This window comes from Brevundimonas diminuta ATCC 11568, assembly GCF_000204035.1.
Taxonomy (GTDB): Bacteria; Pseudomonadota; Alphaproteobacteria; order Caulobacterales; family Caulobacteraceae; genus Brevundimonas; species Brevundimonas diminuta.
Genome location: NZ_GL883086.1, coordinates 2,428,561 through 2,451,630, shown reverse-complemented (window position 1 = coordinate 2,451,630; position 23,070 = coordinate 2,428,561). Strand labels below are relative to the sequence as shown.

23 protein-coding genes and 2 pseudogenes are annotated in these 23,070 nt (G+C 67.9%); 12 read left to right on the top strand and 13 right to left on the bottom strand.

What is annotated here, in order from left to right:
• The first annotated feature begins 469 nt into the window (after positions 1-469).
• The 4 genes from BDIM_RS15795 (at position 470) to holA (ending at position 5,131) form a co-directional block, all read left to right on the top strand.
• A complete protein-coding gene (locus BDIM_RS15795; protein ID WP_003166564.1) occupies positions 470-919 on the top strand; it encodes a DUF3576 domain-containing protein in 450 nt (149 codons plus the stop codon).
• Positions 920-1,006: 87 nt separating this feature from the next.
• Complete coding sequence (gene leuS / locus BDIM_RS15790; RefSeq protein WP_040346435.1) at positions 1,007-3,586, top strand: leucine--tRNA ligase; 2,580 nt, start codon at positions 1,007-1,009, stop codon at positions 3,584-3,586.
• Positions 3,586-4,068 carry an LPS assembly lipoprotein LptE gene (gene lptE / locus BDIM_RS15785; RefSeq protein WP_003166563.1) on the top strand — a complete coding sequence of 161 codons (483 nt, stop codon included), beginning with the start codon at positions 3,586-3,588 and terminating at the stop codon, positions 4,066-4,068. The genes leuS and lptE overlap by 1 nt, the downstream gene beginning before the upstream one ends.
• 10 nt (positions 4,069-4,078) lie before the next feature.
• The gene (holA, locus tag BDIM_RS15780; protein WP_003166562.1) at positions 4,079-5,131 is read left to right on the top strand and encodes a DNA polymerase III subunit delta; all 1,053 of its coding nucleotides are present in this window, start codon (positions 4,079-4,081) and stop codon (positions 5,129-5,131) included.
• Between the two features lie 28 nt (positions 5,132-5,159).
• On the opposite strand, the gene BDIM_RS15775 is transcribed toward holA, so the two are convergent.
• From BDIM_RS15775 to hemE, 11 genes are all read right to left on the bottom strand, one after another.
• On the bottom strand, positions 5,160-5,348 hold the full coding sequence (locus BDIM_RS15775; protein ID WP_003166561.1) for a hypothetical protein: 189 nt from the start codon (positions 5,346-5,348) through the stop codon (positions 5,160-5,162).
• 264 nt (positions 5,349-5,612) lie between these two features.
• Positions 5,613-6,500 (bottom strand): ParB/RepB/Spo0J family partition protein, encoded by an 888-nt coding sequence (locus tag BDIM_RS15770; protein ID WP_081461927.1) that lies wholly within the window; start codon positions 6,498-6,500, stop codon positions 5,613-5,615.
• 40 nt (positions 6,501-6,540) lie between these two features.
• Complete coding sequence (locus tag BDIM_RS15765; RefSeq protein WP_003166559.1) at positions 6,541-7,347, bottom strand: ParA family protein; 807 nt, start codon at positions 7,345-7,347, stop codon at positions 6,541-6,543.
• Positions 7,348-7,366: 19 nt separating this feature from the next.
• Positions 7,367-7,987, bottom strand: coding sequence for a 16S rRNA (guanine(527)-N(7))-methyltransferase RsmG (gene rsmG, locus BDIM_RS15760; protein WP_003166558.1), 621 nt, complete (start codon positions 7,985-7,987; stop codon positions 7,367-7,369).
• Complete coding sequence (mnmG, locus tag BDIM_RS15755) at positions 7,987-9,900, bottom strand: tRNA uridine-5-carboxymethylaminomethyl(34) synthesis enzyme MnmG (RefSeq protein ID WP_003166556.1); 1,914 nt, start codon at positions 9,898-9,900, stop codon at positions 7,987-7,989. The genes rsmG and mnmG overlap by 1 nt, the downstream gene beginning before the upstream one ends.
• Positions 9,901-9,963: 63 nt before the next feature.
• Entirely contained in the window at positions 9,964-11,277 is a 1,314-nt protein-coding gene (gene mnmE / locus BDIM_RS15750) for a tRNA uridine-5-carboxymethylaminomethyl(34) synthesis GTPase MnmE (RefSeq protein ID WP_003166555.1), read from the bottom strand.
• 10 nt (positions 11,278-11,287) lie between these two features.
• On the bottom strand, positions 11,288-11,527 hold the full coding sequence (locus tag BDIM_RS15745) for a DUF6489 family protein (RefSeq protein WP_003166554.1): 240 nt from the start codon (positions 11,525-11,527) through the stop codon (positions 11,288-11,290).
• Between the two features lie 87 nt (positions 11,528-11,614).
• Complete coding sequence (gene rho / locus BDIM_RS15740; protein ID WP_088491468.1) at positions 11,615-13,111, bottom strand: transcription termination factor Rho; 1,497 nt, start codon at positions 13,109-13,111, stop codon at positions 11,615-11,617.
• Between the two features lie 251 nt (positions 13,112-13,362).
• Positions 13,363-13,830, bottom strand: coding sequence for a CopD family protein (locus BDIM_RS15735; protein ID WP_003166551.1), 468 nt, complete (start codon positions 13,828-13,830; stop codon positions 13,363-13,365).
• 11 nt (positions 13,831-13,841) lie between these two features.
• On the bottom strand, positions 13,842-14,921 hold the full coding sequence (hemH, locus tag BDIM_RS15730) for a ferrochelatase (RefSeq protein ID WP_050796764.1): 1,080 nt from the start codon (positions 14,919-14,921) through the stop codon (positions 13,842-13,844).
• Entirely contained in the window at positions 14,918-15,952 is a 1,035-nt protein-coding gene (gene hemE, locus BDIM_RS15725; RefSeq protein WP_040346433.1) for a uroporphyrinogen decarboxylase, read from the bottom strand. Before hemE ends, hemH begins: the two co-directional genes overlap by 4 nt.
• 484 nt (positions 15,953-16,436) lie before the next feature.
• Here hemE and BDIM_RS15720 point away from each other — a divergent pair, with 484 nt between their 5' ends.
• The 6 genes and pseudogenes from BDIM_RS15720 to dnaQ all read left to right on the top strand — a co-directional run bounded on the left by BDIM_RS15720 (position 16,437) and on the right by dnaQ (position 20,902).
• Positions 16,437-17,306: a pyruvate, water dikinase regulatory protein gene (locus BDIM_RS15720; protein ID WP_003166549.1), complete on the top strand. Its 870-nt coding sequence runs from the start codon at positions 16,437-16,439 to the stop codon at positions 17,304-17,306.
• The gene (locus BDIM_RS15715) at positions 17,303-17,902 is read left to right on the top strand and encodes a Maf family protein (protein WP_003166548.1); all 600 of its coding nucleotides are present in this window, start codon (positions 17,303-17,305) and stop codon (positions 17,900-17,902) included. Before BDIM_RS15720 ends, BDIM_RS15715 begins: the two co-directional genes overlap by 4 nt.
• Entirely contained in the window at positions 17,899-18,738 is an 840-nt protein-coding gene (locus BDIM_RS15710) for a shikimate dehydrogenase family protein (protein ID WP_003166547.1), read from the top strand. Before BDIM_RS15715 ends, BDIM_RS15710 begins: the two co-directional genes overlap by 4 nt.
• Positions 18,735-19,322: pseudogene (gene coaE / locus BDIM_RS18525) on the top strand (dephospho-CoA kinase); the annotation flags it as partial. The gene BDIM_RS15710 and the pseudogene coaE, both read left to right, overlap by 4 nt.
• The gene (locus tag BDIM_RS18520) at positions 19,302-20,138 is read left to right on the top strand and encodes an aminoglycoside phosphotransferase family protein (protein WP_373924921.1); all 837 of its coding nucleotides are present in this window, start codon (positions 19,302-19,304) and stop codon (positions 20,136-20,138) included. The pseudogene coaE and the gene BDIM_RS18520, both read left to right, overlap by 21 nt.
• Before the next feature lie 38 nt (positions 20,139-20,176).
• A complete protein-coding gene (gene dnaQ, locus BDIM_RS15700; protein ID WP_003166545.1) occupies positions 20,177-20,902 on the top strand; it encodes a DNA polymerase III subunit epsilon in 726 nt (241 codons plus the stop codon).
• Here dnaQ and BDIM_RS15695 read toward each other — a convergent pair.
• Together BDIM_RS15695 and secB are read right to left on the bottom strand one after the other, a co-directional pair.
• Positions 20,860-21,201 carry a putative quinol monooxygenase gene (locus tag BDIM_RS15695; RefSeq protein ID WP_003166544.1) on the bottom strand — a complete coding sequence of 114 codons (342 nt, stop codon included), beginning with the start codon at positions 21,199-21,201 and terminating at the stop codon, positions 20,860-20,862. The genes dnaQ and BDIM_RS15695 overlap by 43 nt on opposite strands.
• Before the next feature lie 152 nt (positions 21,202-21,353).
• Complete coding sequence (secB, locus tag BDIM_RS15690) at positions 21,354-21,881, bottom strand: protein-export chaperone SecB (RefSeq protein WP_003166543.1); 528 nt, start codon at positions 21,879-21,881, stop codon at positions 21,354-21,356.
• Positions 21,882-22,134: 253 nt separating this feature from the next.
• Here secB and timA point away from each other — a divergent pair, with 253 nt between their 5' ends.
• Together timA and BDIM_RS18210 are read left to right on the top strand one after the other, a co-directional pair.
• Entirely contained in the window at positions 22,135-22,752 is a 618-nt protein-coding gene (gene timA / locus BDIM_RS15685; protein WP_003166542.1) for a TIM44-related membrane protein TimA, read from the top strand.
• Positions 22,752-23,070: pseudogene (locus BDIM_RS18210) on the top strand (MltA domain-containing protein); the annotation flags it as partial. The gene timA and the pseudogene BDIM_RS18210, both read left to right, overlap by 1 nt.

The window sequence follows — 23,070 nt, the reverse complement described above, 5'->3', positions numbered from 1 at the left end:
GCGGCGATGTCGGTCAGGCTGACGGCAGGGGCGCGGCCGCGCGTCTGCGCAGCGGCGTCGGTCGCCGCCCCGGCCAAGGCCAGGGCGCCCACGCTTGCAGCGATGACGGCGACGAAACGCATTTCACCCACCCTATGGACCGCTCGTTTTCTGCGGCGATCCTCGTTTACGACCTCAGGACACGCCTGAACAAGCCGCGTCTGATCTGGGGATAAGATATGGACTGCATTCCTACGGTCAACGGAACGTGGCCCTATGGCATAGGTTCCAGGCGACTCCGGCGCGGGCTGTGGCGCCCTTGTCACGCAGAAGGGCGAGACCGAGGCCTCTATCGGTCGAGTCTGATGCCAGATCGCCTTGTCATCGCCCCTTTTCGCCGTGTTATAGAGCGTTGCTGACGCGAGCGTGCGTGGCGTCGCCAGGCGACGTTCCCTCACGCGCCGTCAAACCCTTTCACGGAGATCACGGAATGGCTCTTGTTCGCGGCGCTGCGGTCGCCCTGATCGCCTCGGGGCTGCTGCTCGGGGGCTGCTCCAGCCTGCCGTTCGGCGGCTCTAAGGCCAAGGCGCCCACCATGGAGGCCCAGCTGGGCATCGGCGTGAACGCCTATCTGTGGCGCGCCACCCTGGACACCCTGTCCTTCATGCCCCTGACAAGCGCCGATCCGTGGGGCGGCGTGGTCAACTATGACTGGTACGTCAATCCGCAGGCGCCGAACGAGCGCTTCAAGGCGACCGTCTTCATCCTGGATCGCCGCCTGCGCGCCGACGCCCTGAACGTCGCCGTAACCAAGGAAGTCAAGGACGCCGCCGGCGCCTGGGTCTCCGCCCCGGTCGCGGCCCAGACCGAAACCGATCTGGAGAACGCCATCCTGACCAAGGCGCGCCAGCTCAACCTCGCCAACGCGGCCCGTCGCTAAAGACCGGCCGCCCCTCACCTTTCGTCTTCAACGCGTCCTCAGGCCCGCCTCAAGCTTCGCGCCTGAGGCGCCGCCTCAGGATACGCCGTGGCCCGCTACGAGCCCAAGACCGCCGAACCCCGCCAGCAGGCCCGATGGGCTGCGGCCGACGCCTTCTCGGTGTCCAACGCCGACACCGGCCGTCCGAAATACTACGTCCTGGAGATGTTCCCCTATCCGTCGGGCAACATCCACATGGGCCACGCCCGCAACTATGTGATGGGCGACGTGGTGGCGCGTCACAAGCGGGCGCAGGGTTTCGACGTCCTGCATCCGATGGGCTGGGACGCCTTCGGCATGCCGGCCGAGAACGCGGCCATGGAGCGCGGCGTCCACCCTGGCGACTGGACCTGGTCCAACATCGCCGCCATGCGCGACCAGCTGAAGCTGCTGGGCCTGTCGCTGGACTGGTCGCGTGAGTTCGCCACCTGCGACCCCGACTACTACGGCAAGCAGCAAGCCTGGTTCCTGGAGCTGTTCAAGCGCGGCCTGGTCTATCGCAAGGACGGCGTGGTCAACTGGGATCCGGTCGACAACACGGTCCTGGCCAATGAACAGGTCATCGACGGACGCGGCTGGCGTTCGGGCGCTGTGGTCGAGAAGCGCAAGCTGAACCAGTGGTTCCTGCGTATTACTCAGTATGCGGATGATCTGATCGACGGTCTGGCCGAGCTGGAAGGCCGCTGGCCCGAGAAGGTCCGCCTGATGCAGGAAAACTGGATCGGCCGATCCAAGGGTCTGCAGATGAAATGGGCCTGGGCGGACGTCACCCCGGCCGGATTCGACGACGGGCTGGAGATCTACACCACCCGCCCCGACACCCTGTTCGGCGCCAGCTTCATGGGTCTGGCCCCCGATCATCCGATCTCGAAGCAACTGGCCGAGGCCGACCCCAAGGTCGCCGCCTTCGTCGCCGAATGCCGCAAGGGCGGCGCCAGTCAGGCCGACATCGAACAGGCCGAGAAGATCGGCTGGGACACGGGCCTGAAGGTCGTCCATCCCTTCACCGGGGCCGAAGTCTCGGTGTGGATCGCCAACTTCATCCTGTCCGACTACGGCACGGGCGCCATCTTCGCCTGCCCGGCGCATGACCAGCGCGATCTGGACTTCGCCCGCAAATACAGTCTGCCGGTGATCCCGGTCGTCCGCCCCTGGGGCGCGGGCGACGACTTCGCCGTGACGGACGAGGCCTATACCGGCCCCGGGTCCATCTTCCATTCCGACTTCCTGAACGGTCTGGACATCGAGGCCGCCAAGGCCGAGGCCATCCGCCGCATCGAGGCCGCCGGAACAGGCGAAGGCGCGACCATCTATCGCCTGCGCGACTGGGGCGTCAGCCGCCAACGCTACTGGGGCTGCCCCATCCCGGTCATCCACTGCAAGGCCTGCGGCGTCGTGCCGGTCCCGGCGGACCAACTGCCGGTCGAACTGCCCAAGGACGTCACCTTCGACGTGCCCGGCAACCCGCTGGACCGTCACCCGACCTGGAAGCACGTCAACTGTCCGTCGTGCGGCGCCGCCGCCCGGCGTGAGACGGACACGCTCGACACCTTCGTCGACAGCTCCTGGTATTTCGCCCGCTTCGCCGACCCCAAGGCGGCCGAGCCGATCAACAAGGCCGCCGCCGCCAAATGGCTGCCGGTCGATCAGTATATCGGCGGCGTCGAGCACGCCGTCCTGCACCTGCTCTACGCCCGCTTCATCACCCGCGCCCTGTCGGACGCCGGTCTGATGGACGTGAAAGAGCCGTTCGCGGGCCTGTTCACGCAAGGCATGGTGGTCCACGAGACCTATTTCGACGGCCATGAAGACAGCGGAAAACCGCGCTGGGTCGAGCCGTCAGACGTCCGCATCGAGACGGTGGACGGCCAGCGCGTCGCCACCCGCCTGTCCACCGGCGCCGCCGTCACGATCGGCGACATCGAAAAGATGTCGAAGTCCAAGAAGAACGTGGTCGCGCCCCAGGACATCATCACCGCCTATGGCGTAGACGCCGGCCGCCTGTTCATCCTGTCCGACAGCCCGCCTGAGCGCGACATCCAGTGGTCGACCGGGGGCGTTGAAGGCGCCGCCCGCTTCGTCCAGCGCGTCTGGGGCGAGTTCGACGGCTTTGACGCCGCCGCGCCCGCGAACCCCGATGCGGACGCCGCCCTGATCCGCGAGACGCACAAGGCCATCAAGGCCGTCAGCGAAGGCGTCGAGCATTTCCGCTTCAACTCGGCCGTGGCCAAGCTCTACGCCTTCCTGGCGACCATCCGCCAACACGACAAGGCGGGCGCCGAGGCGAAGAAGACCGCCCTGGCCGCCCTAGCGCGGCTGATGGCGCCCTTCACCCCGCACCTGGCCGAGGAATGCTGGACCCGGCTGGGCGAGGCCGGAATGGTGCTGGACGCGCCCTGGCCCGTCTATGACGCCGCCCTGGCCGCCGACGACCAGGTCACCCTGCCCGTGCAGATCGGCGGCAAACGTCGCGGCGAGGTCGTCCTGCCCCGCGGGTCGGACAATGCGACGGTCGAGGCCGCCGCTCTCGCCAATCCGACGGTTCAGGCCTACCTTGCCGCCAACAACCTCAGCGTTCGCAAGGTGATCGTGGTGCCCGACCGTATCGTCAATCTGGTGGCCGGCTGATGCGCCGCCTGGCCCTGCTCGGCGTCCTGGCGGGCGCAAGCCTGCTGTCCGCCTGCGGCTTCACGCCCATGTACGGCGAGACCGGCGTCAGCGGCGGCCTGTCGCGCATCGCCGTGACCACGCCGGACGACCGGCTGGGCTATCGCTTGCGCGAGCAGCTGGAGGACGCCTTCGGCCGCGACGGCGCACAGGCCCCCCTCTATCGCCTGACGACCGAGGTCGAGCAGAGCCGTCGCCCTCTGGGCCGCCGCATCGACGACACGGCCAGCCGCTATGAGCTGACGGTCAAGGCCGCTTGGGCCCTGACCCCCGCCGCTGGCGGCGAGACGATCAAGGGCGTGCAGACGACGACCGTCACCTACGCCGCCGCGGATCAGCCCTACGCCGCCATCGCCGCCCAGCAGGACGGCGAGGACCGGGCCGCCGCCGACCTGGCCCGTCTGATCCGCCTGGACATGATGCGCGTCCTGGCGGGGCTCTGAAGGCCTTCGCATGATCCTCTCCAAGCGGCCCGACGTCGACCGCTTCCTGAAGGCGCCGGACGCCGGCGTTCGCGCCGCCGTCATCCACGGCAAGGACCGTTCGGGCGTGACCGAGCGCGCCCTGACGCTGTGCCGCACGATCACCCCGGACCTCAACGACCCCTTCAACGTCACCCTGTTGACCGAGGCCGACATCGACGGCGACGCCGTGCGATTGGAAGAGGCGCTGACGGCGCTCAGCATGATCGGCGGGCGGCGCCTGGTGCGCATCCGGATGTCGGACGGCAAGGCGGGCGTGGACAAGGCCGTGGCCGCCGCCCTGACCGCCCACGCCGAGGGCGCCTATAATCCCGACGCCATGTTGGTGATCGAGGCCGGGGCGCTGGGCCGCGAATCCGCCCTGCGCAAGGCCGCCGAAAAGGCCCAGGGCGCAGTCGCCATCGCCTGCTATGAAGACGAGGTCGGCGATGTCGCCCGCATGACGCGCGAGGCCCTAGGCGCGGACAAGGTCGGCCTGTCATCCGACGCCCTGGACCGCTTCGTCGCCCGCCTGCCCCGCGAACGCGGCCTGATGCGTCAGGAGATCGAGCGGCTGATCCTCTATATCGGCCCCGGATCGGGCCGCACCATCGACATCGAGGAGCTGGACGCCCACCTGGGGGTCGAGCCCGACGCCTCCCTGTCCGACGCCGCCTTGCAGGCCTTCGGCGGCCGACCCGGCCCCGCCCAGGCGGGTCTGCGCCGCGCCCTGGCCGAGGGCGAAAGCGCCGTCATGGCCGTACGCATGGCCTCGCTTCATCTCGGAAAACTACGCCGGATCAATGTCCTGCAAGCCAACGGCGCAGGCGCCAAGGAGGCCGCCAAGGCCGCCGGCGTGTTCTGGAAACAGGAAGCGGAAATGCTGCGCCAATCGCGCGCCTGGCGGCTCGAACTGCTCGATGAGGTGCAGGACAGCGTCAACACCGCCGACGTCATGACCAAGACCACGGGCATGCCCGAAGCTCTGATCGCCGAACGCCTGCTGCTGGAGATCGCCGCCCGCGCCAAGCGCATGGGGCTTTAAGGCGCGCACGAGACGGCGGCGGCGTCCCTCAGCCTCGCTTGGAGGCGCGACGGAAAGCAGGCTTGTTCAAGGCCGCCGCCTGACGCTGCATCGACCGCTCCGCCTTGCGAGCTCCATCAATGCCGACGAAGCCGCCATCCTGCTGAGCCGCCTTCTTCGCAGCCAGCGCACGCTTGAGCGCCTCAGCAGCGCTCGATTTCTTGGAAATTTCGTTCATGGGCCGATCCTAGCAGCCCTGCGCGAAAAACCAGCCCTTCAAGGCCCTGCGCCGCTCTTTCCGCTTAGACGGCCCAAGCCCTGACCAATACGCCAAATGAGCTGTATTGACACAAACGTATATAAGGGATTTCTATGACGTTGATCGGTCCTCGATCATCGATCGAGTCATGCGCGTCATCACCTGCTGGCGCGTCAGCACTCGCTCTCATCCCCGACTTGCCCGTCCTGGCTCGTTCCTGGACGGGCTTTTTCGTTATAGACGTCAGCCCCGCATCAAGCGTCGGCACAGGTCGTCGAGCTGTTCCAAGGTGCCGTATTTAACGGTGATCTCGCCCTTGCCGCCCTTGTCGGCCAAAGAGACCTGAAGGCCCAGGGCGTCGGACAGATCCTGTTCCAGGGCCGCGATGTCGGCCGCACCCTCGCCGCTCATGGTCGGCTTGGCCTTGGGCGTTTTCGGGCCCTCCGCCGCGCGACGCGCCAGGGCCTCGGTCTGGCGCACGTTCAGACCCCTGGCGATGACCTCCGCCGCCAGTTGCTCTGCATTCGGCGCCGTGATCAGGGCGCGGGCGTGACCCGCCGACAGCTCACCCCGCACCACATGCTCGCGCACCGCCTCGGGCAGTTGCAGCAGGCGCAGGGTGTTGGCGACGTGGCTGCGGCTCTTGCCCACCACCCCGGCCAGGGCGTCCTGGGTACGACCGAACCGCTCCATCAGGACGGCATAGGCGTTGGCCTCTTCCATCGGGTTCAGGTCGGCGCGCTGGACGTTCTCGATGACGCCGACCTCAAGCACCTCGATGTCGTCCATCTCGCGCACGACGATCGGCACCTGGGTCAGGCGGGCGGCCTGGGCGGCGCGCCAGCGGCGCTCGCCGGCGATGATCTGCCACACGCCCTGCTCGCCCGGTTGCGACCGCACCAGGATGGGCTGCAGCACCCCCTTGTCGCGGATCGAGGCCGTCAGTTCATCCAGATCCGTCTTGGCGAAGATCTTGCGCGGCTGGTCCGGATTCGGCTTCAGCGCCTCGATCGGCGCGCGTTGCACGCCGGCCGGCGCCGGACCGGTCGCGTCGACGGCGACTGGCTCCTGCGCGTTTTCTCCCAGAAGCGCCGAGAGACCCCGGCCCAGACCACGCTGACGTTCGGACAAGATATCGATTCCGTTACTGTTTATCGGATCAGACCGCCCATCAGGCGGCCAGGGCCTGACGGCGCTGACGCTCACGCGCCACCAGTTCACGGGCCAGCTTCAGATAGGCCTGGCTGCCCGCACATTTCAGATCATAAATGAGCGCCGGCTTGCCGAAGGACGGCGCCTCGGACACCCGGACGTTGCGAGGAATCACGCTGTCATAGACCTTGTCGCCGAAATGGGCGCGCACATCGGTCGCCACCTGGCCGGACAGGGCATTGCGACGGTCGTACATGGTCAGGACCAGGCCCTGAATCTCCAGCGCCGGGTTCAGGCTCTGGCGCACCATGTCGATGGTCCGCATCAACTGGGTCAGGCCCTCCAGGGCGAAGAACTCGCACTGCAGCGGCACCAGGACGGCGTCGGCCGCCGCCATGGCGTTCAGCGTCAGAAGGTTCAGCGACGGCGGGCAGTCGATCAGCACATAGTCAAACCGGGCATGACCATTGCCCCCCTGCTTCGCCAGGGCGTCGCGCAGGCGATAGGACCGTCGATCCGCCTGGCTCAGCTCGATCTCGACACCCGACATGTCAGCGTCGGCGGCAACGATGAACAGTCCCGGCACGGCGGTCTCAATGGCGGCCTCGTCCACTGGGCGGCCGTCGACGATGACGTCATAGATCGTCACCCGCCGTGTTTCACGTGGAACACCCAGACCCGTGGAGGCATTACCCTGCGGGTCCATGTCGACGATCAGCACCTTCTCCCCGATCGCCGCCAGGGCGGTGCCCAGGTTGATGGCGGTCGTGGTCTTGCCCACCCCGCCTTTCTGGTTGGAGACCGCCAGGACGCGGGTTTCATGCATGCGGGGCTGCTTTACGGACTCAACGGACACGGCGAAGGCTCCCCAGTGAAACGATGCGGCCGCGCGGATCGCTGCGCGAGACCGTAAGCTCAGCTTCAAACTGCCAGACCCGGCGGGCCTCTTTCAACTCAGCCTCGGCCTTCTCTCCCTTGAGAAACAGGCCTTTTGCACCGCGTTGGAAGTAGGGCTGTGCATAACCCAGCAGCTTGTCCATCGCCGCCACTGCGCGCGCGGTGACGATGTCGACGGAAATCGTCTGCTCTTCGGCCCGCCCGTTGACGACGGTCGCGGGCAGATCGAGCGCATCCACGATCGTCTGCAAGAAACGACAGCGCTTGCCCAGGCTGTCGACCAGCCAGACATGGGCGCCCGGACGGCCCTTCAACAGGATGGCCAGGACCACGCCGGGAAAGCCCGCCCCCGCCCCCAGATCAGCCCAGGTCTTGGCCTCCGGCGCCAAGCTCAACAGCTGCGCGCTGTCCCATGCGTGCCGGTTCCAAAAGTCGGGAATAGTGTCCGGCCCGACCAGGTTCATCACCTCATTGGCCTCGGTCAGCATGACCAGAAAGGCTTGCAGATCGGCGATGTTGGCGTCGCTGGCGCCCGTCTGGGCGCGGAAGGTCTGAATGGCGTCCGACATCAGGCGACGACCGCCGCGAGGTCGGCTTCCACGCCCTTCGCCTTTTTCACATGCGCCAACAGCGCCGTCAGGGCGCCCGGCGTCATCCCTTCGATCCGCCCGGCCTGGCCCAGAGTCAGCGGTCGGATCATGGCCAGCTTTTCACGCACCTCATTCGACAGGGCGCCGATGGCCGCGTAGTCAAGATCAGCAGGCAAGGACAGTCCCTCCTCCCGCCGCAGAGCCTCGGCGTCCTGGGCCTGACGGTCCAGATAACCGGCGTAGACGGCGTCGATCTCCACCTGCTCGCGCACGGCGGCGGTCCAGTCGGCGATCTCGGGCCGGACCGAAACAAACTGATCCAGCGACACGGTGGGGAAGGCCAGCAAATCGCGGATCGAACGGCGTTGCCCATCCGCATTGACGGTGATGCCCAGAGCCCCCGCCTCCTTGGGCGTGAACTGCGTTTCACGTGAAACACGGTTCGCCCGGTCTAATCGGTCAGCCTTATCCAGCCATACCTTGGCGCGGTCGGCGCTGACGATTCCGGCCTCGATGCCGAGCGGCGTCAGGCGTTGATCCGCATTGTCCGCACGCAAGGTGAGTCGATACTCGGCCCGGCTGGTGAACATACGATAGGGCTCGGTGACGCCGCGCGTCACCAGGTCGTCGATCATCACCCCGATATAGGCCTGATCCCGGCCGAGGATCAGCGGGTCGGAACCGGCGGCGGCGCGAGCCGCGTTAAGACCCGCGATCAGCCCTTGGGCTCCCGCCTCTTCATAGCCGGTCGTGCCGTTGATCTGGCCCGCGAGGTAGAGGCCGGGCCGCTTCTTGACCTCCAGCGCCGGGGTCAGTTCGCGCGGATCGACATAGTCGTACTCGATGGCGTAGCCGAAGCGGAAAACCTCCACCTTCTCCAGCCCCGGCATGGTGTGGAGGAAGGCCAGCTGGGTCGCATCCGATACCGAGGTGGATATGCCGTTCGGATAGACGCTGGGGTCATCCAGACCTTCCGGCTCCAGGAAGACCTGGTGGCTGGTCTTGTCCGCGAAACGCACCACCTTGTCCTCGATCGAGGGGCAATAGCGCGGACCGCGTCCCGACAGGCGGCCACCATAGACGGCGCTCTCGCCCAGATTCTCGGCGATGATGCGATGCGTCTCTTCCGTCGTGTGGGTGACGCCGCAGGCGATCTGCGGCACCTCGATGCGGTCCGTCAGGAAGCTGAAGGGCGCGGGCTGATCGTCGGCCGCCTGCATCTCCAGCCGATCCCAGGCGATGGTTCGACCGTCCAGGCGCGCGGGCGTGCCGGTCTTCAACCGCCCCATCATCAGGTCGGCGTCATGCAGATCACCGGCCAGCCCCGTCGAGGGGTCTTCGCCAAATCGGCCCGCCGGAATGCGCAGATCGCCGCGATGGATCACGCCGTTGAGGAAGGTGCCGGTCGTCAGCACCACGGCGCCAGCGCGGATCGTCTCCCCTGCCCCCGTCGTCACGCCGACCACCCGGTCGCCGTTCAGGATCAAGCCCTCGGCCGTGCCCGCCATCAGGGTCAGGTTCGGATAGTCGGCCAGCTCCGCCTGCATGGCCTCGCGATACAGGCGACGGTCGATCTGGCTGCGCGGACCGCGCACGGCGGCGCCCTTGGAGCGATTCAACATGCGGAACTGGATGCCGGACACGTCCGCCAGACGCCCCATGACGCCGTCCAAGGCGTCGATCTCTCGCACCAGATGGCCCTTGCCCAGACCGCCGATGGCCGGGTTGCAGCTCATCTCGCCGATGGTCTCCAGCTTCTGGGTCAGAAGCAGGGTGCGGACGCCCGCGCGCGCGGCGGCCGTCGCGGCTTCGCATCCCGCGTGGCCGCCGCCGATAACGACGACGTCGAAGGTATGATCGGAGGTCGAACTCATGGCGTCCACATAGTCCATTCGAGCCGGAATCGCCACCGGCTCGAGGACCGTTGTTTCACGTGAAACAGGCGAAAGCCGGGCCTATTTGCCGATGCAGAAGGAGGAGAAGACCTCGCCCAGAATGTCCTCCACCCCGATGGCCCCGGTGACGCGGGCCAGGGCGTCGGCGGCGCGGCGCAGATCATCGCCCGCCATCTCGGGCGCCAGATCGAGCGCACGACGCCCTGCCTCAACCGCGGCCAGAGCTTCCGCCAAGCGACGGCGATGGCGCTCACGCGTCACCGCCGGGAAGTCGGCGCCGGACAGGTCGCGGGCCAAACGAGCCGCGATCCAGTCATGCAGTTCAGACAGCCCCTGCCCCGTCGTCGTGCTGACGCTCAGGGCTTCGAGATCGGGCGCCGTCGCCACGGCGCCCAGGTCGGACTTGTTCAACACCTGAAGGTCCGAGGAACGGATGAAGCCGAAAGCCGGATCCGTATCGCCTTCGGTGGAGGGCGAACGAACCCATAGACGCAGGTCGGCGCCCTCGGCGCGCAAGCGTGCGCGACGGATGCCCTCCGCCTCGACCGGATCGTCGCTGTCGCGCAGACCCGCCGTGTCCGACAAGGTGACCGCGTAGCCCCCGATCATGATGTCGGCGTCCAGCACGTCGCGCGTCGTCCCGGCGATCGGGGTGACGATGGCCGCCTCGCGCGCCACCAGGGCGTTGAACAGGGAAGACTTGCCCGCATTCGTCTCGCCGATCAGGACGATGCGATAGCCCTCGCGCACCCGTCGGCCGCGATCGGAATCGGCCAGGGCCGCGCGCAGATCGGCGGCCAGGGCGTCCAGAATCGGCCCGGCGGTGCGCGCCAAATTGTCAGGCACTTCCTCGTCGGGGAAGTCGATCTCGGCCTCAACCAGGGACAGGGCCTTCAGCAGATCACGGCGGAAACCAGCGTAGGCCGCCGACAGGGCGCCGTCGAGCTGACCCAGAGCCTGAGACTTCTGGGCGTCCGTTTCCGCGTCGATCAGGTCGGCGACGGCCTCGGCCTGGGCCAGATCCATGCGGCCGTTCTGGAAGGCCCGTCGGGTGAACTCGCCGGGCTCGGCCGGGCGCAGGCCCAGGGCGATGAGGGCGGCGCTGGCCGCCTCCACCACGGCGCGACCGCCATGCAGATGCAGTTCGGCCGAGTCCTCGCCCGTATAGGATCGCGGCGCGATGAAGCGCAGCACCAGAGCCTCGTCGATCAAACGCTCCTCGTGGCGCAAACTGCGCACCGAGGCCAGGCGGGGCGTCAGCCCCCCAGCCCCCAGCGCCGTCAGCGTCGTTTCCGTGGCCGGACCCGACAGGCGCAGCACGGCGATGGCCCCCCGCCCCGGCGGAGTGGCGAGGGCGAAGATGGTGTCGCTCACGCCGTCAGGCTCAAGGTTTTGCCGCGCCCGTGACGGCGGCTTCCATCAGGCGGCGGAACTGGTCCTGGGCCTGAACGCCGAAGCTGGTCCAGGTCTTCATCAGTTCATCGGGCTGCATCGCGGCCATGTTGGCGTCCATGCGCTTTTGCATCTCGGCGACCAGATGATCGTTGAGCGGCGTCACATCCGGCAGGCCCAGAAAGGCCCGGGCCTCGGCCGGGGTGCAGTCGATCTCAATGTTCAGCTTCATGACATCTGCCTTTCAAGCTGGGCGCGTGTTTCACGTGAAACAGCCCTCAAGCAGCCGCCCGCCGCGCGGGCGGCGCTAGGGCCAGTATCAGGTGTTCATCGACTGGAAGAAGTCGCCGTTGTTCTTGGACTGGCGCAGCTTGTCGAGCAGGAATTCGATCGCGTCCTGCGGGCCCATCGGGTTGAGGATGCGACGCAGGACATAGGTCTTGGCCAGCTGGTCCTTCGGCGTGATGAGGTCTTCCTTGCGGGTGCCGGACTTGAGCACGTCGATCGCCGGGAAGATGCGCTTGTCGGCGACCTTGCGGTCCAGCACGATTTCCGAGTTGCCGGTGCCCTTGAACTCTTCGAAGATCACCTCGTCCATGCGGCTGCCGGTGTCGATCAGGGCCGTGGCGATGATGGTCAGCGACCCGCCCTGCTCCACATTACGCGCGGCGCCGAAGAAGCGCTTGGGACGTTGCAGGGCGTTGGCGTCGACGCCGCCGGTCAGCACCTTGCCCGACGACGGGACGGTGGCGTTGTAGGCGCGGCCCAGGCGGGTGATGGAGTCCAGCAGGATCACCACGTCCTTCTTGTGCTCAACCAGACGCTTGGCCTTTTCGATCACCATTTCGGCCACGGCGACGTGACGCGAGGCGGGCTCGTCGAAGGTCGAGGCGACGACCTCGCCCTTCACCGTGCGCTGCATGTCGGTGACTTCTTCCGGGCGTTCGTCGATCAGCAGGACGATCAGGAAGACTTCCGGATGGTTGCGCTCGATCGACTTGGCGATGTTCTGCAGCATGACCGTCTTACCCACGCGCGGCGGGGCGACGATCAGGCAGCGCTGGCCCTTGCCGAGCGGGGCGACGATGTCGATGACCCGGCCCGAGCGATCCTTCAGCGTCGGGTCCTGGATCTCCATGTGCAGACGCTCTTCGGGGTAGAGCGGCGTCAGGTTGTCGAACAGGACCTTGGTCTTGACCATCTCCGGATCTTCGAAGTTGATCGTATCGACCTTGAGCAGGGCGAAGTAGCGCTCGCCCTCGCGCGGGCCGCGCACGGCGCCGTGCACCGTGTCGCCCGAGCGCAGGCCGAAGCGACGGATCTGCGACGGCGAGACATAGACGTCGTCCGGCCCCGGCAGATAGTTGGCGTCCGGGCTGCGCAGGAAGCCGAAGCCGTCCGGCAGGATCTCCAGCACGCCCGAGGCGATGATCTCGACCTCTTCATCAGCCAGGGTCTTCAGGATGGCGAACAGCAGATCCTGCTTGCGCAGGTTGCCGGCGTTCTCGATGTCCAGGCCTTCGGCGAAGGCGACCAGGTCTTCCGGCGTCTTCTCGTTCAGTTCCTGCAAGGTGATGCGGCCGTTGGGGACGATGGGCTCGCCGTCATCGTCCTCGTCATCCTCCTCGGCCGTGGTGTCGACGCCGTGGTCGTCGTCTTCAGCGACAGGCGCGACGGGTTCTTCGGGCGCGGCTTCCTCGACCGGCGCCGCCCCACGGCTGCCGCCCAGGCTCAGGGTGCGGCGCGGCCGCTCAACAGGCGTTTCCACCGTGTTTTCAGTAACTTCGGTTTCCGGCGTCTCAGGCGTATCGGTCATGATGGCGTGCTCGTTCGCGCACCCGAACACCGCAGGGCGCCCAGGAGCAGAAGGTCGTCGATGGCTTCAGCCGCAAGGGCTGGGAGGGAGGGCGACGATCTCCCGCAGGCTCGAACCGGCAGGCGTCGCGAAAAGAGAGGGACCGCGCTGCACGGATCGGCCGCACGGTTCATCGCAGCGGAACCACGAAAGACCCGTGCCGGTCAAGGGCCCTCAAACAGCGGGCGGCCGCGTCGCTCGCGCTAGGGCCTCTAGAAACTCCATTCCATCGTCACCGACAGCACCATGATGATGGCCAGGACGAAGGGAATCTCATTGGTCATGCGCCAGAAGCGACCCGAATATTTCGACGTGCCCGCCGCGATTTTCTTGCGCTGTCCCGCCAGGAAGCCGTGCCAGGCCGCCAGCAGGAAGACGCCGATCAGCTTGGTCATCATCCAAGGCTGGTGCGCGAAGGACCAATCGGCGCCGTCGCCGCTGCGCAGCCACAGCAGCCAGCCGCCGAAGACGAAGGCCAGGATCATGGCCGGGTTGATGATGATGCGCAGCAGCCGCGTCTGCCAGACACGCAACAGGGCCTGCATCTCGCCGCGCAGGGGTTCAGGCTTGGCGTTCTGCTCGGCGTCATAGGCGAACAGGCGCGGCAGGAAGAGCATGCCGGCCATCCAGGCGATCACCGCCAGGATGTGAAGCCCGCGGGCCAGGTTGTAGTAGTCCATGTCGCTTCCCCTCAGGCCGCCCTTGAGCTCTTTGAACAGCCAGACGGGCAGGCTTTCAAGTGGGCGCATGGTCCCCCCTGCGAGGCGCCCTGCGGCGCGGTCCCCGGCGTCTCCAGCGCCCGTCCGACCGCATCGGCCAGGGCGGTGATGAAGATCGGATCCGCGCTGACCGTCGGCGCCCGCAGATAGGGCGCGCAACCGACCTTATGCGCCAGCTCGCCGTATTCCATGTCCAGCTCGACCAGGGTCTCGATATGCTCGGAGACGAAGGCGATGGGCACGACGACGGCGCCCATGCCGTCCCTGGCCGCCTGTTCGATAGCGTCCGGCGTGGCCGGCCCCAGCCATTTCAGCGGTCCGACCCGGCTCTGATAGCAGATGGTCCAGTCAGTCAGACCCATGTGCTCGACCACAGCGGCCACGGTCGCCTCGACCTGGGCCTGATAGGGATCGCCGGCCGCGACCAGCTTTTCCGGAATGCCGTGCGCCGAAAACAGCACGCGCACCGGTCTGCCTTCAGCCTTGTCCAGCGTTTGCCGGATCAGACGGGCCTGGGCCTCGATCAGGCCCTCGGTGTCCGGATAGCAGCAAACGACATGGGTCTCGCCCGGCCCGTCGTAGCACTCGCTCCACTTCTTCAGCGACGAGGCCGTCGTAGTCGTCGAGAACTGCGGATAGAGGGGGAGAAGGACGATCTTGTCCGGCTGAAAAGCCTTGACCGCCGCCGCCGTCTCTTCCGTCAGCGGATGCCAGTAGCGCATGGCGATGAAGACGCGGCTGTCGTCGCCCGGCGCGGCGTCGGCCAGGGCGCGCGACAAGGCCTCGGCCTGTTTCTGCGTCTCGGGCAACAGGGGCGAGCCGCCGCCCATCAGGGCGTAGTTGGCCTGGGCCGAGGTTTCACGACGGCTGGAGATCAACTTGGCCAGCGGCGTGCGGAACACCCCCGGCAGGCCGATGATGGCCGGATCGTTGAACAGGTTGAACAGGAAGGGTTTGACCGCTTCGGGGCGATCGGGACCGCCCAGATTGGTCAGAACGACCGCCACGCGCCGGTTGGGTCGTCCCTCGTGGGTTGCAGCGGTCCGGGTCATTGGGCGCCGATCCGCTTCAGCACCTGCTCAACATGGGCGATCGGCACGTCCGGCAGGATGCCGTGGCCCAGGTTGAATATCCACGGGCCCTGCCCCCAGGCCTCCATCAGCTGATCGACGCGGCGATCCAGGGCGTCGCCGCCCGCGCGCAGCAGCAAGGGATCCAGCGCACCCTGAATGGGCTTGATCGCCTGGACGCGCCGGCCGACGTCCAGCGGACAGGCGGTGTCCAGCGCCACGCCCTGCACGTCGCATTCGCGGGCGTAGCGTTCGGCCAGCGCCGCCGAGCCCCTCGGGAAGCCCATCAGGGGCACGGTGACGCCCAGTTCACGGGCGCGGGCCACCAGCTTCTGGTGCGGCTTCAGCACCAGGGTCTCGAACAGATCGTCAGGCAGGCCCTCGGCCCAGCTCTCGAAGATCTTCAGCACCTGGGCGCCGGCGTCCTGCTGCATCTTCAGATAGTGGGCGGTGGACTCCACCAGCACGTCTAGCAAACCGGCGACAAGCTCGGGGTTGGTATAGGCGTAGGTGCGAGCGGCGGCGCGCTCGCCCTTGCCGATGGTGCGCGCTTCGCCGTCCAGCATATAGGTGGCGACCGTCCACGGCGCCCCAGCGAAGCCGATCAGGGCGCGTTCAGGCTCCAGTTCCGCGCGCACGAGGCTGAGGGTCTGGCCCACGGCCTTGAGGGCCTCTCCAGCCTGCTGAGCCTTGTCGGCCATGGACTGCACCGACGGCAGAGCGCCCAGGCGCGGCCCTTCCCCCGCCTCGAACCACACCTTCTGGCCCAGGGCGCCGGGGATCAGCAGGATGTCGGCGAAGACGATAGCGGCGTCAAAGCCGAACCGGCGCATCGGCTGCAGGGTCGCTTCCGCCGCCATTTCCGGATTCAGGCAGAAGGCGATGAAGTCCGGCGCCTTGGCTCGCAGCGCGCGGTATTCCGGCAGGTAGCGCCCGGCTTGACGCATGAACCACACGGGCGGGCGGGAAAGGGTTCGGCCCTGGAGAGCCTGGATCAGAAGGGGCGTGCTCATGCTTCGGGCTTTAGGATGCACACCCCCAAGCCTCAATCCCTATTCAGATTTAAGAATTGAAAGAATTGGTAGGTGGAAGCAGGGCCGGGGAGCGCGGGGATAACTGCGGGCAGTCCCGGTTCGACGCCCTCTTGTCCCCCGATCGCGGCGTGGAAACCCAGGCGTTTACAAGGCGGGGTGTGAGTCATGGGGATAAGCCGTGAAACGCCCGTCAGACTCTGGCTTGCCTCTGGGCGCCGTTGTGGGTGAATCCACGGGCGCCGTTGTTGGACAAAATGTCCTGCCCCCAGCACGGGATGAATCCTCGGCGCCCAGGCGGACGACTCCGGCGCCGATCACCACAACGGCGCCCGCGATCCCCGCTCGCGACCGGCGGCCAGGCTTGCTAGAGGATTCGGCGCCCGGTCTTTCACGAACGGCGCCCCGGCTTTTCAACAGGGCGCGGGGATGATCCGACCGCCGCCTGGAAGGAGACGCCGATCTCATGAGCCCCGCCCGACCGATCGGCGCTTCGCGCCTGGCCACCTATTTCCACGTCCACCTGGTGTCGGACTCGACCGGCGAGACGCTGAACGCCATGGCCAAGGCCGTCGTCGCCCGTTTCGACGGCGTCATTCCCATCGAGCACATCTACGCCCTGGTGCGCTCGACCAAGCAGATGGATCGGGTGCTGGAAGAGGTGGCGGCCGCACCCGGCGTGGTGTTGCACACCCTGGTCGACCGCGAATTGCGGGAACAGCTCGAGGAAGGCTGTCGCCAGCTTCAGATGCCGCAGATCGGGGCGCTGGATCCGCTGGTCGGCGCCCTGTCGCGCTATCTGGGCGCGGACGTCTCGGCGCGGGTCGGGGCGCAGCACGCCCTGGATACGGGCTATTTCAACCGCATGGGCGCCCTCGACTACGCCATCGCCCACGACGACGGTCAGGGCACGCTGGAGCAGCTGGAGCAGGCCGACGTGGTGTTGTGCGGGGTCAGCCGGACCTCCAAGACCCCGACCTGCATCTATCTGGCGCACCGGGGCATTCGCGCCGCGAACGTGCCTCTGGTTCCCGGCCAAGAGGATGGCGAGCGCTTGACGGGACTGAAGAAGCCGCTGGTCGTCGGCCTGACCGTGTCGCCTGATCGCCTGGTGCAGATCCGCCGCAACCGGCTGGACGGGCTGAACGCGGGCCATGCCTCGGCCTATGTCGACCACGACGCCGTGCGCGAGGAAACCATCAAGGCGCGTCGCGCCTTCGAGCGGCGCGGCTGGCCGACCATCGATGTGACCCGCCGCTCGGTCGAAGAGACGGCGGCCGCCATCATCAATCTGTTGAGCGAGCGGCGCGGCCGCAAGCTGGGAGCTTCGATGTGACGACGACCGACGGCGAACGCCTGATCCTGGCCTCCAAGAGCGCCGCGCGCCGCGCCATGCTGACCGACGCCGGCGTGCCTTTCGCCGTCCAGGTCGCCGACGTGGATGAGGACGCCCTGAAGACGCCGGGCGTCGATCCGGTCGAACTGGCGGTCGAACTGGCGCGGGCCAAGGCGCTGGCGGTGTCGCGCCATGACGCCGACGCCTGGGTGCTGGGCGCGGATCAGACCCTGTCGTTCGAGGGGGGGCTGGTGTCCAAGGCGCCGACGCTTCAGGCCGCGCGCGAACGCTTAAGCGCCATGCGCGGCCGCTCGCACCAACTGCATTCCGGCGCCGCCCTGGCCCGCAACGGCCAGGTGGTCTGGTCCGGCGTGGACACGGTCGAGATGAAGGTGCGCGATTTTTCCGACGCCTTCCTCGACGCCTATCTGGCGGCGGAAGGCGAGGCCTTGCTGGCCTGCGTCGGCTCTTATCGGCTGGAGGGGCTGGGCTCGCAGCTGTTCGAGGCGGTCGAGGGCGACTACTTCACCGTTCTGGGCTTGCCGCTGTGGCCCGTTCTGGCCGAACTGCGACGCGCGGGTGTGATCGCATCATGAGCGGAACGCCAGTCGGCCGCATCACGGGCGCCGCCCTGCTGGGCGGGATCGTCGGCAATCCCGTCAGCCATTCGCTCAGCCCGGTGATCCATAACGCTTGGCTGGAGACCGGCGGCGTCGACGGCGCCTACGTCGCCTTTGCGCCCAAGGATGCGGCGGGGTTCGAGGCCCTGGTCGCGGCGGGGCGCGCGGGGTTGATCGCGGGCGTCAACGTCACGGCGCCGTTCAAGGAGCAGGCCTTCGCCCTAGCGGATGAGGCTGCGGCGGCGGCGCAGATGACGGGATCGGCCAACATCCTAGTCTTCGAGGATGGCCGGGTGCGGGCCGACAGCGCCGACGGCGCGGGCGTGCTCTACGCACTGGCCGAACAGGCGCCGAAGCTGAAGCTGGACGGCGCCTCCGTCGTCATGCTGGGCGCGGGCGGCGCGGCGCGGGCGGGCGCGGGCGCCTTGATTGAGGCGGGCGCCGCCCTGTCCATTCTCAACCGCACGCGGGAACGGGCCGAGGCCCTGGCCGCCGATCTCGGTCCGGCGGTGTCGGTGGCTCCGGACGCGGGCGTGCTGGAAGGCGCGGATCTGGTCATCAACGCCTTGAGCGTCGCGCCGGACATTTCGCTGGCGGCGCTGAAGCCTTCGGCCGTGGTCATGGATATGACCTACAAGCCCGTGGTCACGCCTCTGTTGGCGGCGGCCCGCGCGCGAGGGCTGACGACGGTGGACGGGCTGGCCATGCTGATCGGCCAGGCGGCGCCGTCGTTCGAGGCCATCTTCCGCCGCCCGCCGCCGACGCTGGACCTGCGCGCCATCCTGCTGAACCATCTGGGAGAGACGGCGTGATCGTCCTGGGCCTGACCGGCTCGATCGGCATGGGCAAGTCGACGACCGCCCAGATGTTCGCCGACGAGGGCGCCGTGGTGTGGGACGCCGACGCCGCCGTTCATCGCCTCTATGGCTCCGGCGGCGCGGCGGTCGCGCCGCTGGCGCAGGCCTTCCCCGGCGTGGTCGTGGACGGCGCGGTCGACCGCCTGCGCCTGGCCGAGGCCCTGGGCCGCGACGAGGACGCCTTCCAGCGGCTGGAGGCCATCGTCCACCCTTTGGTCGCGGCTGACCGCGCCGAGGCGCTGAAGGCGGCGGCGGAAGGCGGGGCGCGTCTGGCGGTCGTCGACATCCCCCTGCTGTTCGAGACGGGGGGCGACGCCTTCGTCGACGCCGTGGCGGTGGTCACGGCCGACGCCGAGATTCAGGCTCAGCGTGTTCTGGCGCGTCCCGGCATGACGCGCGAGCGGTTCGACGCCATCCTGGCGCGCCAGACGCCGGACGCGGAAAAGCGCGCCCGCGCCGACTTCCTGATCGATACCGGACATGGCCTGGAGGCCGCGCGCGACCAGGTGCGCGCCGTCGTGGCGAAGGTTCTCGAACCGGATTGGAAGCCTGCGCCGCCGTCCGCCTGGGGCCTGGGCCGCCTGAGCCTGTTAGCCGAAGGCGTGGGCGGAACGGCCTGGCGGGCCGTCGCGCCCGACGGCCGCACCAGCGTGCTCAAGCGTCTAAGCCCGCAGGCGGCGCCGGATGCGCCCCATGCCCTGGCCTGGCTGCGTTGGCGCGACGGGTCGGGCGCGATCCGTCTGCTGGGCGCTCAGGGCCCTTGGCAATGGCTTGAGGACGCCGGAGACCGCCCTCTGTCCGCCGTGCTGGAGACGGAGGGTGACGAGGCCGCGACCCACATCGCCGCCGACGTGCTGCGCGCCCTTCATGCGCCTTCGGATCGCCCGGCCGAAGGTCTTCAGACCATGGCGGACCGCTTCGCCGCCTTGGGGCTTGAGGCGACGAGACAGGGCGGTCTGTTCGGCGAGGCGGCCGTCATGGCGGCGGGCCTGATGGCCGAGGGGACGCCGATCCGGCCGCTGCACGGCGACCTTCATCACGACAACGTCCTGCATGGCCCGCGCGGCTGGCTGGCGATCGATCCGCACGGCGTCCTGGGCGATCCGGCCTATGACGCAGCCAATCTGCTCTACAATCCCTTGGAGCGGCAGGATCTCCGGACCGATCCCGCACGGGCGCGGCGCCTGGCCGAGGCCCTGGGGCCGGCGGTCGGACGGCCCGCCCAGGCGGTCATGGCCTGGGGCTTCTGCCACGCCTGCCTCTCCGCCGCCTGGCATCTGGAGGATGAGAACCACGAGGAGGCGGAGCGCAGCCTGGCGGTCGCGCGGGCGATCCGTCGCGCCCTGGAGGGCTGAACCCTTTCGCTGAGGGCCGAACCCCGGCATTAAGGGGCATGGCCCGCGAAATCGTTCTCGACACTGAAACCACCGGCTTCGATCCCAAGACGGGCGACCGGCTGATCGAAGTGGGCTGCATCGAGATCGAGGATCTGCTGCCGACGGGGCGGACTTTTCACCGCTTCATCAACCCCGAGCGGCTGATCCCGCCGGACGCCATCAAGGTGCACGGCATCACCGACGACAAGGTGAAGGACGCGCCCAAGTTTCATGAGGTCGTCGATGACCTGATGGAGTTTCTGGGCGATGCGCCCCTGATCGCGCACAACGCCAACTTCGACCGCAACTTCATCGATTTCGAGATCGGCCGCATCGGCCGCACCCCGCCGCCGCAGGATCGTTGGATCGACACCCTGGCCCTGGCCCAGAAGCGGTTTCCGGGCATGGCCAATTCGCTGGACGCCCTGTGCAAACGCTACAAGATCAGCCTGGTCGAGCGCACCTTGCACGGCGCCCTGATCGACGCCCGTTTGCTGGCCGAGGTCTATCTGGAGCTGCGCGGCGGCAAGGAGCGGGCGCTGGACCTGACCTCGACGCGCGGCGGCGCGGCCGAAACGGCGGAGCGCGTCGCCTACGGCGCCCGGCCGCGTCCCCTGCCCTCTTTCGTCACGGCCGAGGAAGAGGCCGCCCATCTGGCCTTCCTCAAGGCGACGATCAAGGATTTCAGCCTGTGGGCGGGCTATGGGGTGACGGTCGAGACCGAGGCTGAAGAAGCCGCCTGAACCGGCACGTCCGTCGGGACGGAGTTCATCAGTATGTAGGTTCCGGGCCGGATCTGGTGGGCGTCGATTTGGGGAACCAGGCGCCGGAAATGTTCGCTGGCGCAGTGGACGTCGAGCGCGGCCTGGTCAGGCCATTCCTCGATGAAGATGAAATGGCCGGGCTGTTTGCGATCCTCGAACAGATCATAGGCGCGGCACAAGGGCTCCTGCCGAGTCAGGCGCACCAGTTCGGCATAGAGGGGCCCCACCGTCTCGACATGCTCGGGCTTGATGAAGTCCTCGGCGATGACCTTGAGCATCGGCCCTCCTGCGCAAGAAAAAGGGGCGTCCGATCAGACGCCCCTCTCTCTCATAGATAGTCGCTCATGCAGCAGGACGCCGTGCGTCCTGTGATAGCGACCCAAATCGCTCAAGCAGCGAGGCGCCGCGCGCCTCGCGCTAGCGACCTAAATCATGCCTGGCCGGTTTCGGCCGGGGCGCCGGCGATCTGCTGCTGGCGGGCGACGTAGATGGCGGCGAAGTCGATCGGGTCGACCATGAAGGGCGGATAGAAGCCGCCGTCCGAGGTCGCCTGGGCGATGACCTGGCGCGCGAAGGGGAAGAGGTAGCGCGGGCACTCGATCAGCAGCAGGGGCTCGATGTCCTGCGGCTGGACGCCCTGCAGGGCGAACAGGCCGCCGTAGAGCAGTTCCACGTGAAACACCGGGGTCTTGTCGTCGGCCGTGGCCTTGATCGACAGCTTCAGGTCGACTTCGAACAGGCCGTCGGGGCGACCCTGGGCGTTCATCTCGACGCCCATGTCGATGGCGGGCTTGCCGTCGATGCGCAGGCTGTCCGGCGCCTTGGGGTTCTCGAACGACAGGTCGCGGACGTATTGGGCCAGGATGCGGAAGCCGGGGCCTTGCGGCTGGCCGCCCTGAGGCTGGGCTTGATCGTGCGTCTGGCCATTGGCGTCGGCGGGCGGCGTGGCGTCGGTCATGAGTCTGGAAACCGTCTTATAGGAATGAGGCGTCCCGCTCCCCCTGGAGGCGGGTCTGAGGGGGCGGCGGTAGCATGGCGAGACCCTGTGTCGCAACGCCGAGACCCGCGTTCGCCTCTCGCTTCGCCTTGCGCCCGCCCGGATCGACCCCTAATCACGTTGTATGAGCTGCCCTTTCGCCTTTGGGGAGAAACCCGAGGCGCTTCCCTATCGGGAAGATGAGGCCTGACTAGTCGAGGAACCCACCGTGCCGGTGACCTTTCAGATCGTGATCTTCGCCGTCATCGCGGCGGTTCTGCTGTTCCAACTCTATAATGTGCTGGGCAAGAAGGTCGGCCGTCAGCCCGAGGACAATCCCAAGCCCGTTCCGGTCCCCGCAGCCCCTGCCGGCGCGCCTGAAGCCGCGCGCGGCCCCGTTGTCGACCCCGCGCTGACGGCCGCCATCGCAGGCTTGAAGACGCGCGATCCGAACTTCGATCCCCACCGTTTCCTGGAAGGCGCGCGTCAGGCCTATGAGACCATCGTCCGCGCCTACGCCAAGGGCGACCGCGACGCCCTGCGTCCGCTGCTGACCGACAAGGTCATGGGTTCGTTCGAGGCCGGGATCGCGGCGCGAGAGGCGCGCGGCGACGCCGAGAGCGTCGAACTGGTCCACGCCCCGCGCGCCGATCTGGAGCTGGCCACGACCGAGGGCGACCGCGCCCTGGCCAAGGTGCGCTTCCTGGCCGAGGTGCGCGGCTCGCTGACGCCCTCGGGCGGCGAGACCGTCACCGAAGAGCGCCGCACCGCCGAGATCTGGACCTTCGAGCGCCGCCTGGGCGCCTCGGACCCCAACTGGGCCCTGGCCCGTGTCGAGCCGGCGACCGCCTGATGATCGCACGGTCCGCGCCCCTCGATCAGACGGGCGCGGCCCGTCTCCTTACGGCTCCGCTTGGGCGACTAGGCGGCCTGTCCGGCGTTCTGGCTCTGACCTTGCTGGCGGCCGCCTGCGCCTCGACGCCGAGGCCGGTTCCGCCGACGCCTGGTCCTGTCCCTCTGCCGCCGCCTGTGTCGCCGCCGGTTCCGCCCGTCGCCGGAGACCTCAGTCTGGCCGCCCTGCCCGGCTGGGCCGAGGAGGACCATCTGGCGGCCCTGCGCGCCTACGCCGCCGGTTGCGGCCCGTCGCGCATCGCTGTCGAGACCTGCCGCG

Coding starts and splice junctions, on each gene's coding strand:
- BDIM_RS15795 (WP_003166564.1), top strand. CDS start 470: ATGGCTCTTGTTCGCGGCGCTGCGGTCGCCCTGATCGCCTCGGGGCTG.
- lptE (WP_003166563.1), top strand. CDS start 3,586: ATGCGCCGCCTGGCCCTGCTCGGCGTCCTGGCGGGCGCAAGCCTGCTG.
- holA (WP_003166562.1), top strand. CDS start 4,079: ATGATCCTCTCCAAGCGGCCCGACGTCGACCGCTTCCTGAAGGCGCCG.
- BDIM_RS15775 (WP_003166561.1), bottom strand. CDS start 5,348: ATGAACGAAATTTCCAAGAAATCGAGCGCTGCTGAGGCGCTCAAGCGT.
- BDIM_RS15765 (WP_003166559.1), bottom strand. CDS start 7,347: ATGCATGAAACCCGCGTCCTGGCGGTCTCCAACCAGAAAGGCGGGGTG.
- rsmG (WP_003166558.1), bottom strand. CDS start 7,987: ATGTCGGACGCCATTCAGACCTTCCGCGCCCAGACGGGCGCCAGCGAC.
- mnmG (WP_003166556.1), bottom strand. CDS start 9,900: ATGGACTATGTGGACGCCATGAGTTCGACCTCCGATCATACCTTCGAC.
- BDIM_RS15745 (WP_003166554.1), bottom strand. CDS start 11,527: ATGAAGCTGAACATTGAGATCGACTGCACCCCGGCCGAGGCCCGGGCC.
- rho (WP_088491468.1), bottom strand. CDS start 13,111: ATGACCGATACGCCTGAGACGCCGGAAACCGAAGTTACTGAAAACACG.
- BDIM_RS15735 (WP_003166551.1), bottom strand. CDS start 13,830: ATGGACTACTACAACCTGGCCCGCGGGCTTCACATCCTGGCGGTGATC.
- hemH (WP_050796764.1), bottom strand. CDS start 14,921: ATGACCCGGACCGCTGCAACCCACGAGGGACGACCCAACCGGCGCGTG.
- hemE (WP_040346433.1), bottom strand. CDS start 15,952: ATGAGCACGCCCCTTCTGATCCAGGCTCTCCAGGGCCGAACCCTTTCC.
- BDIM_RS15720 (WP_003166549.1), top strand. CDS start 16,437: ATGAGCCCCGCCCGACCGATCGGCGCTTCGCGCCTGGCCACCTATTTC.
- BDIM_RS15710 (WP_003166547.1), top strand. CDS start 17,899: ATGAGCGGAACGCCAGTCGGCCGCATCACGGGCGCCGCCCTGCTGGGC.
- dnaQ (WP_003166545.1), top strand. CDS start 20,177: ATGGCCCGCGAAATCGTTCTCGACACTGAAACCACCGGCTTCGATCCC.
- BDIM_RS15695 (WP_003166544.1), bottom strand. CDS start 21,201: ATGCTCAAGGTCATCGCCGAGGACTTCATCAAGCCCGAGCATGTCGAG.
- secB (WP_003166543.1), bottom strand. CDS start 21,881: ATGACCGACGCCACGCCGCCCGCCGACGCCAATGGCCAGACGCACGAT.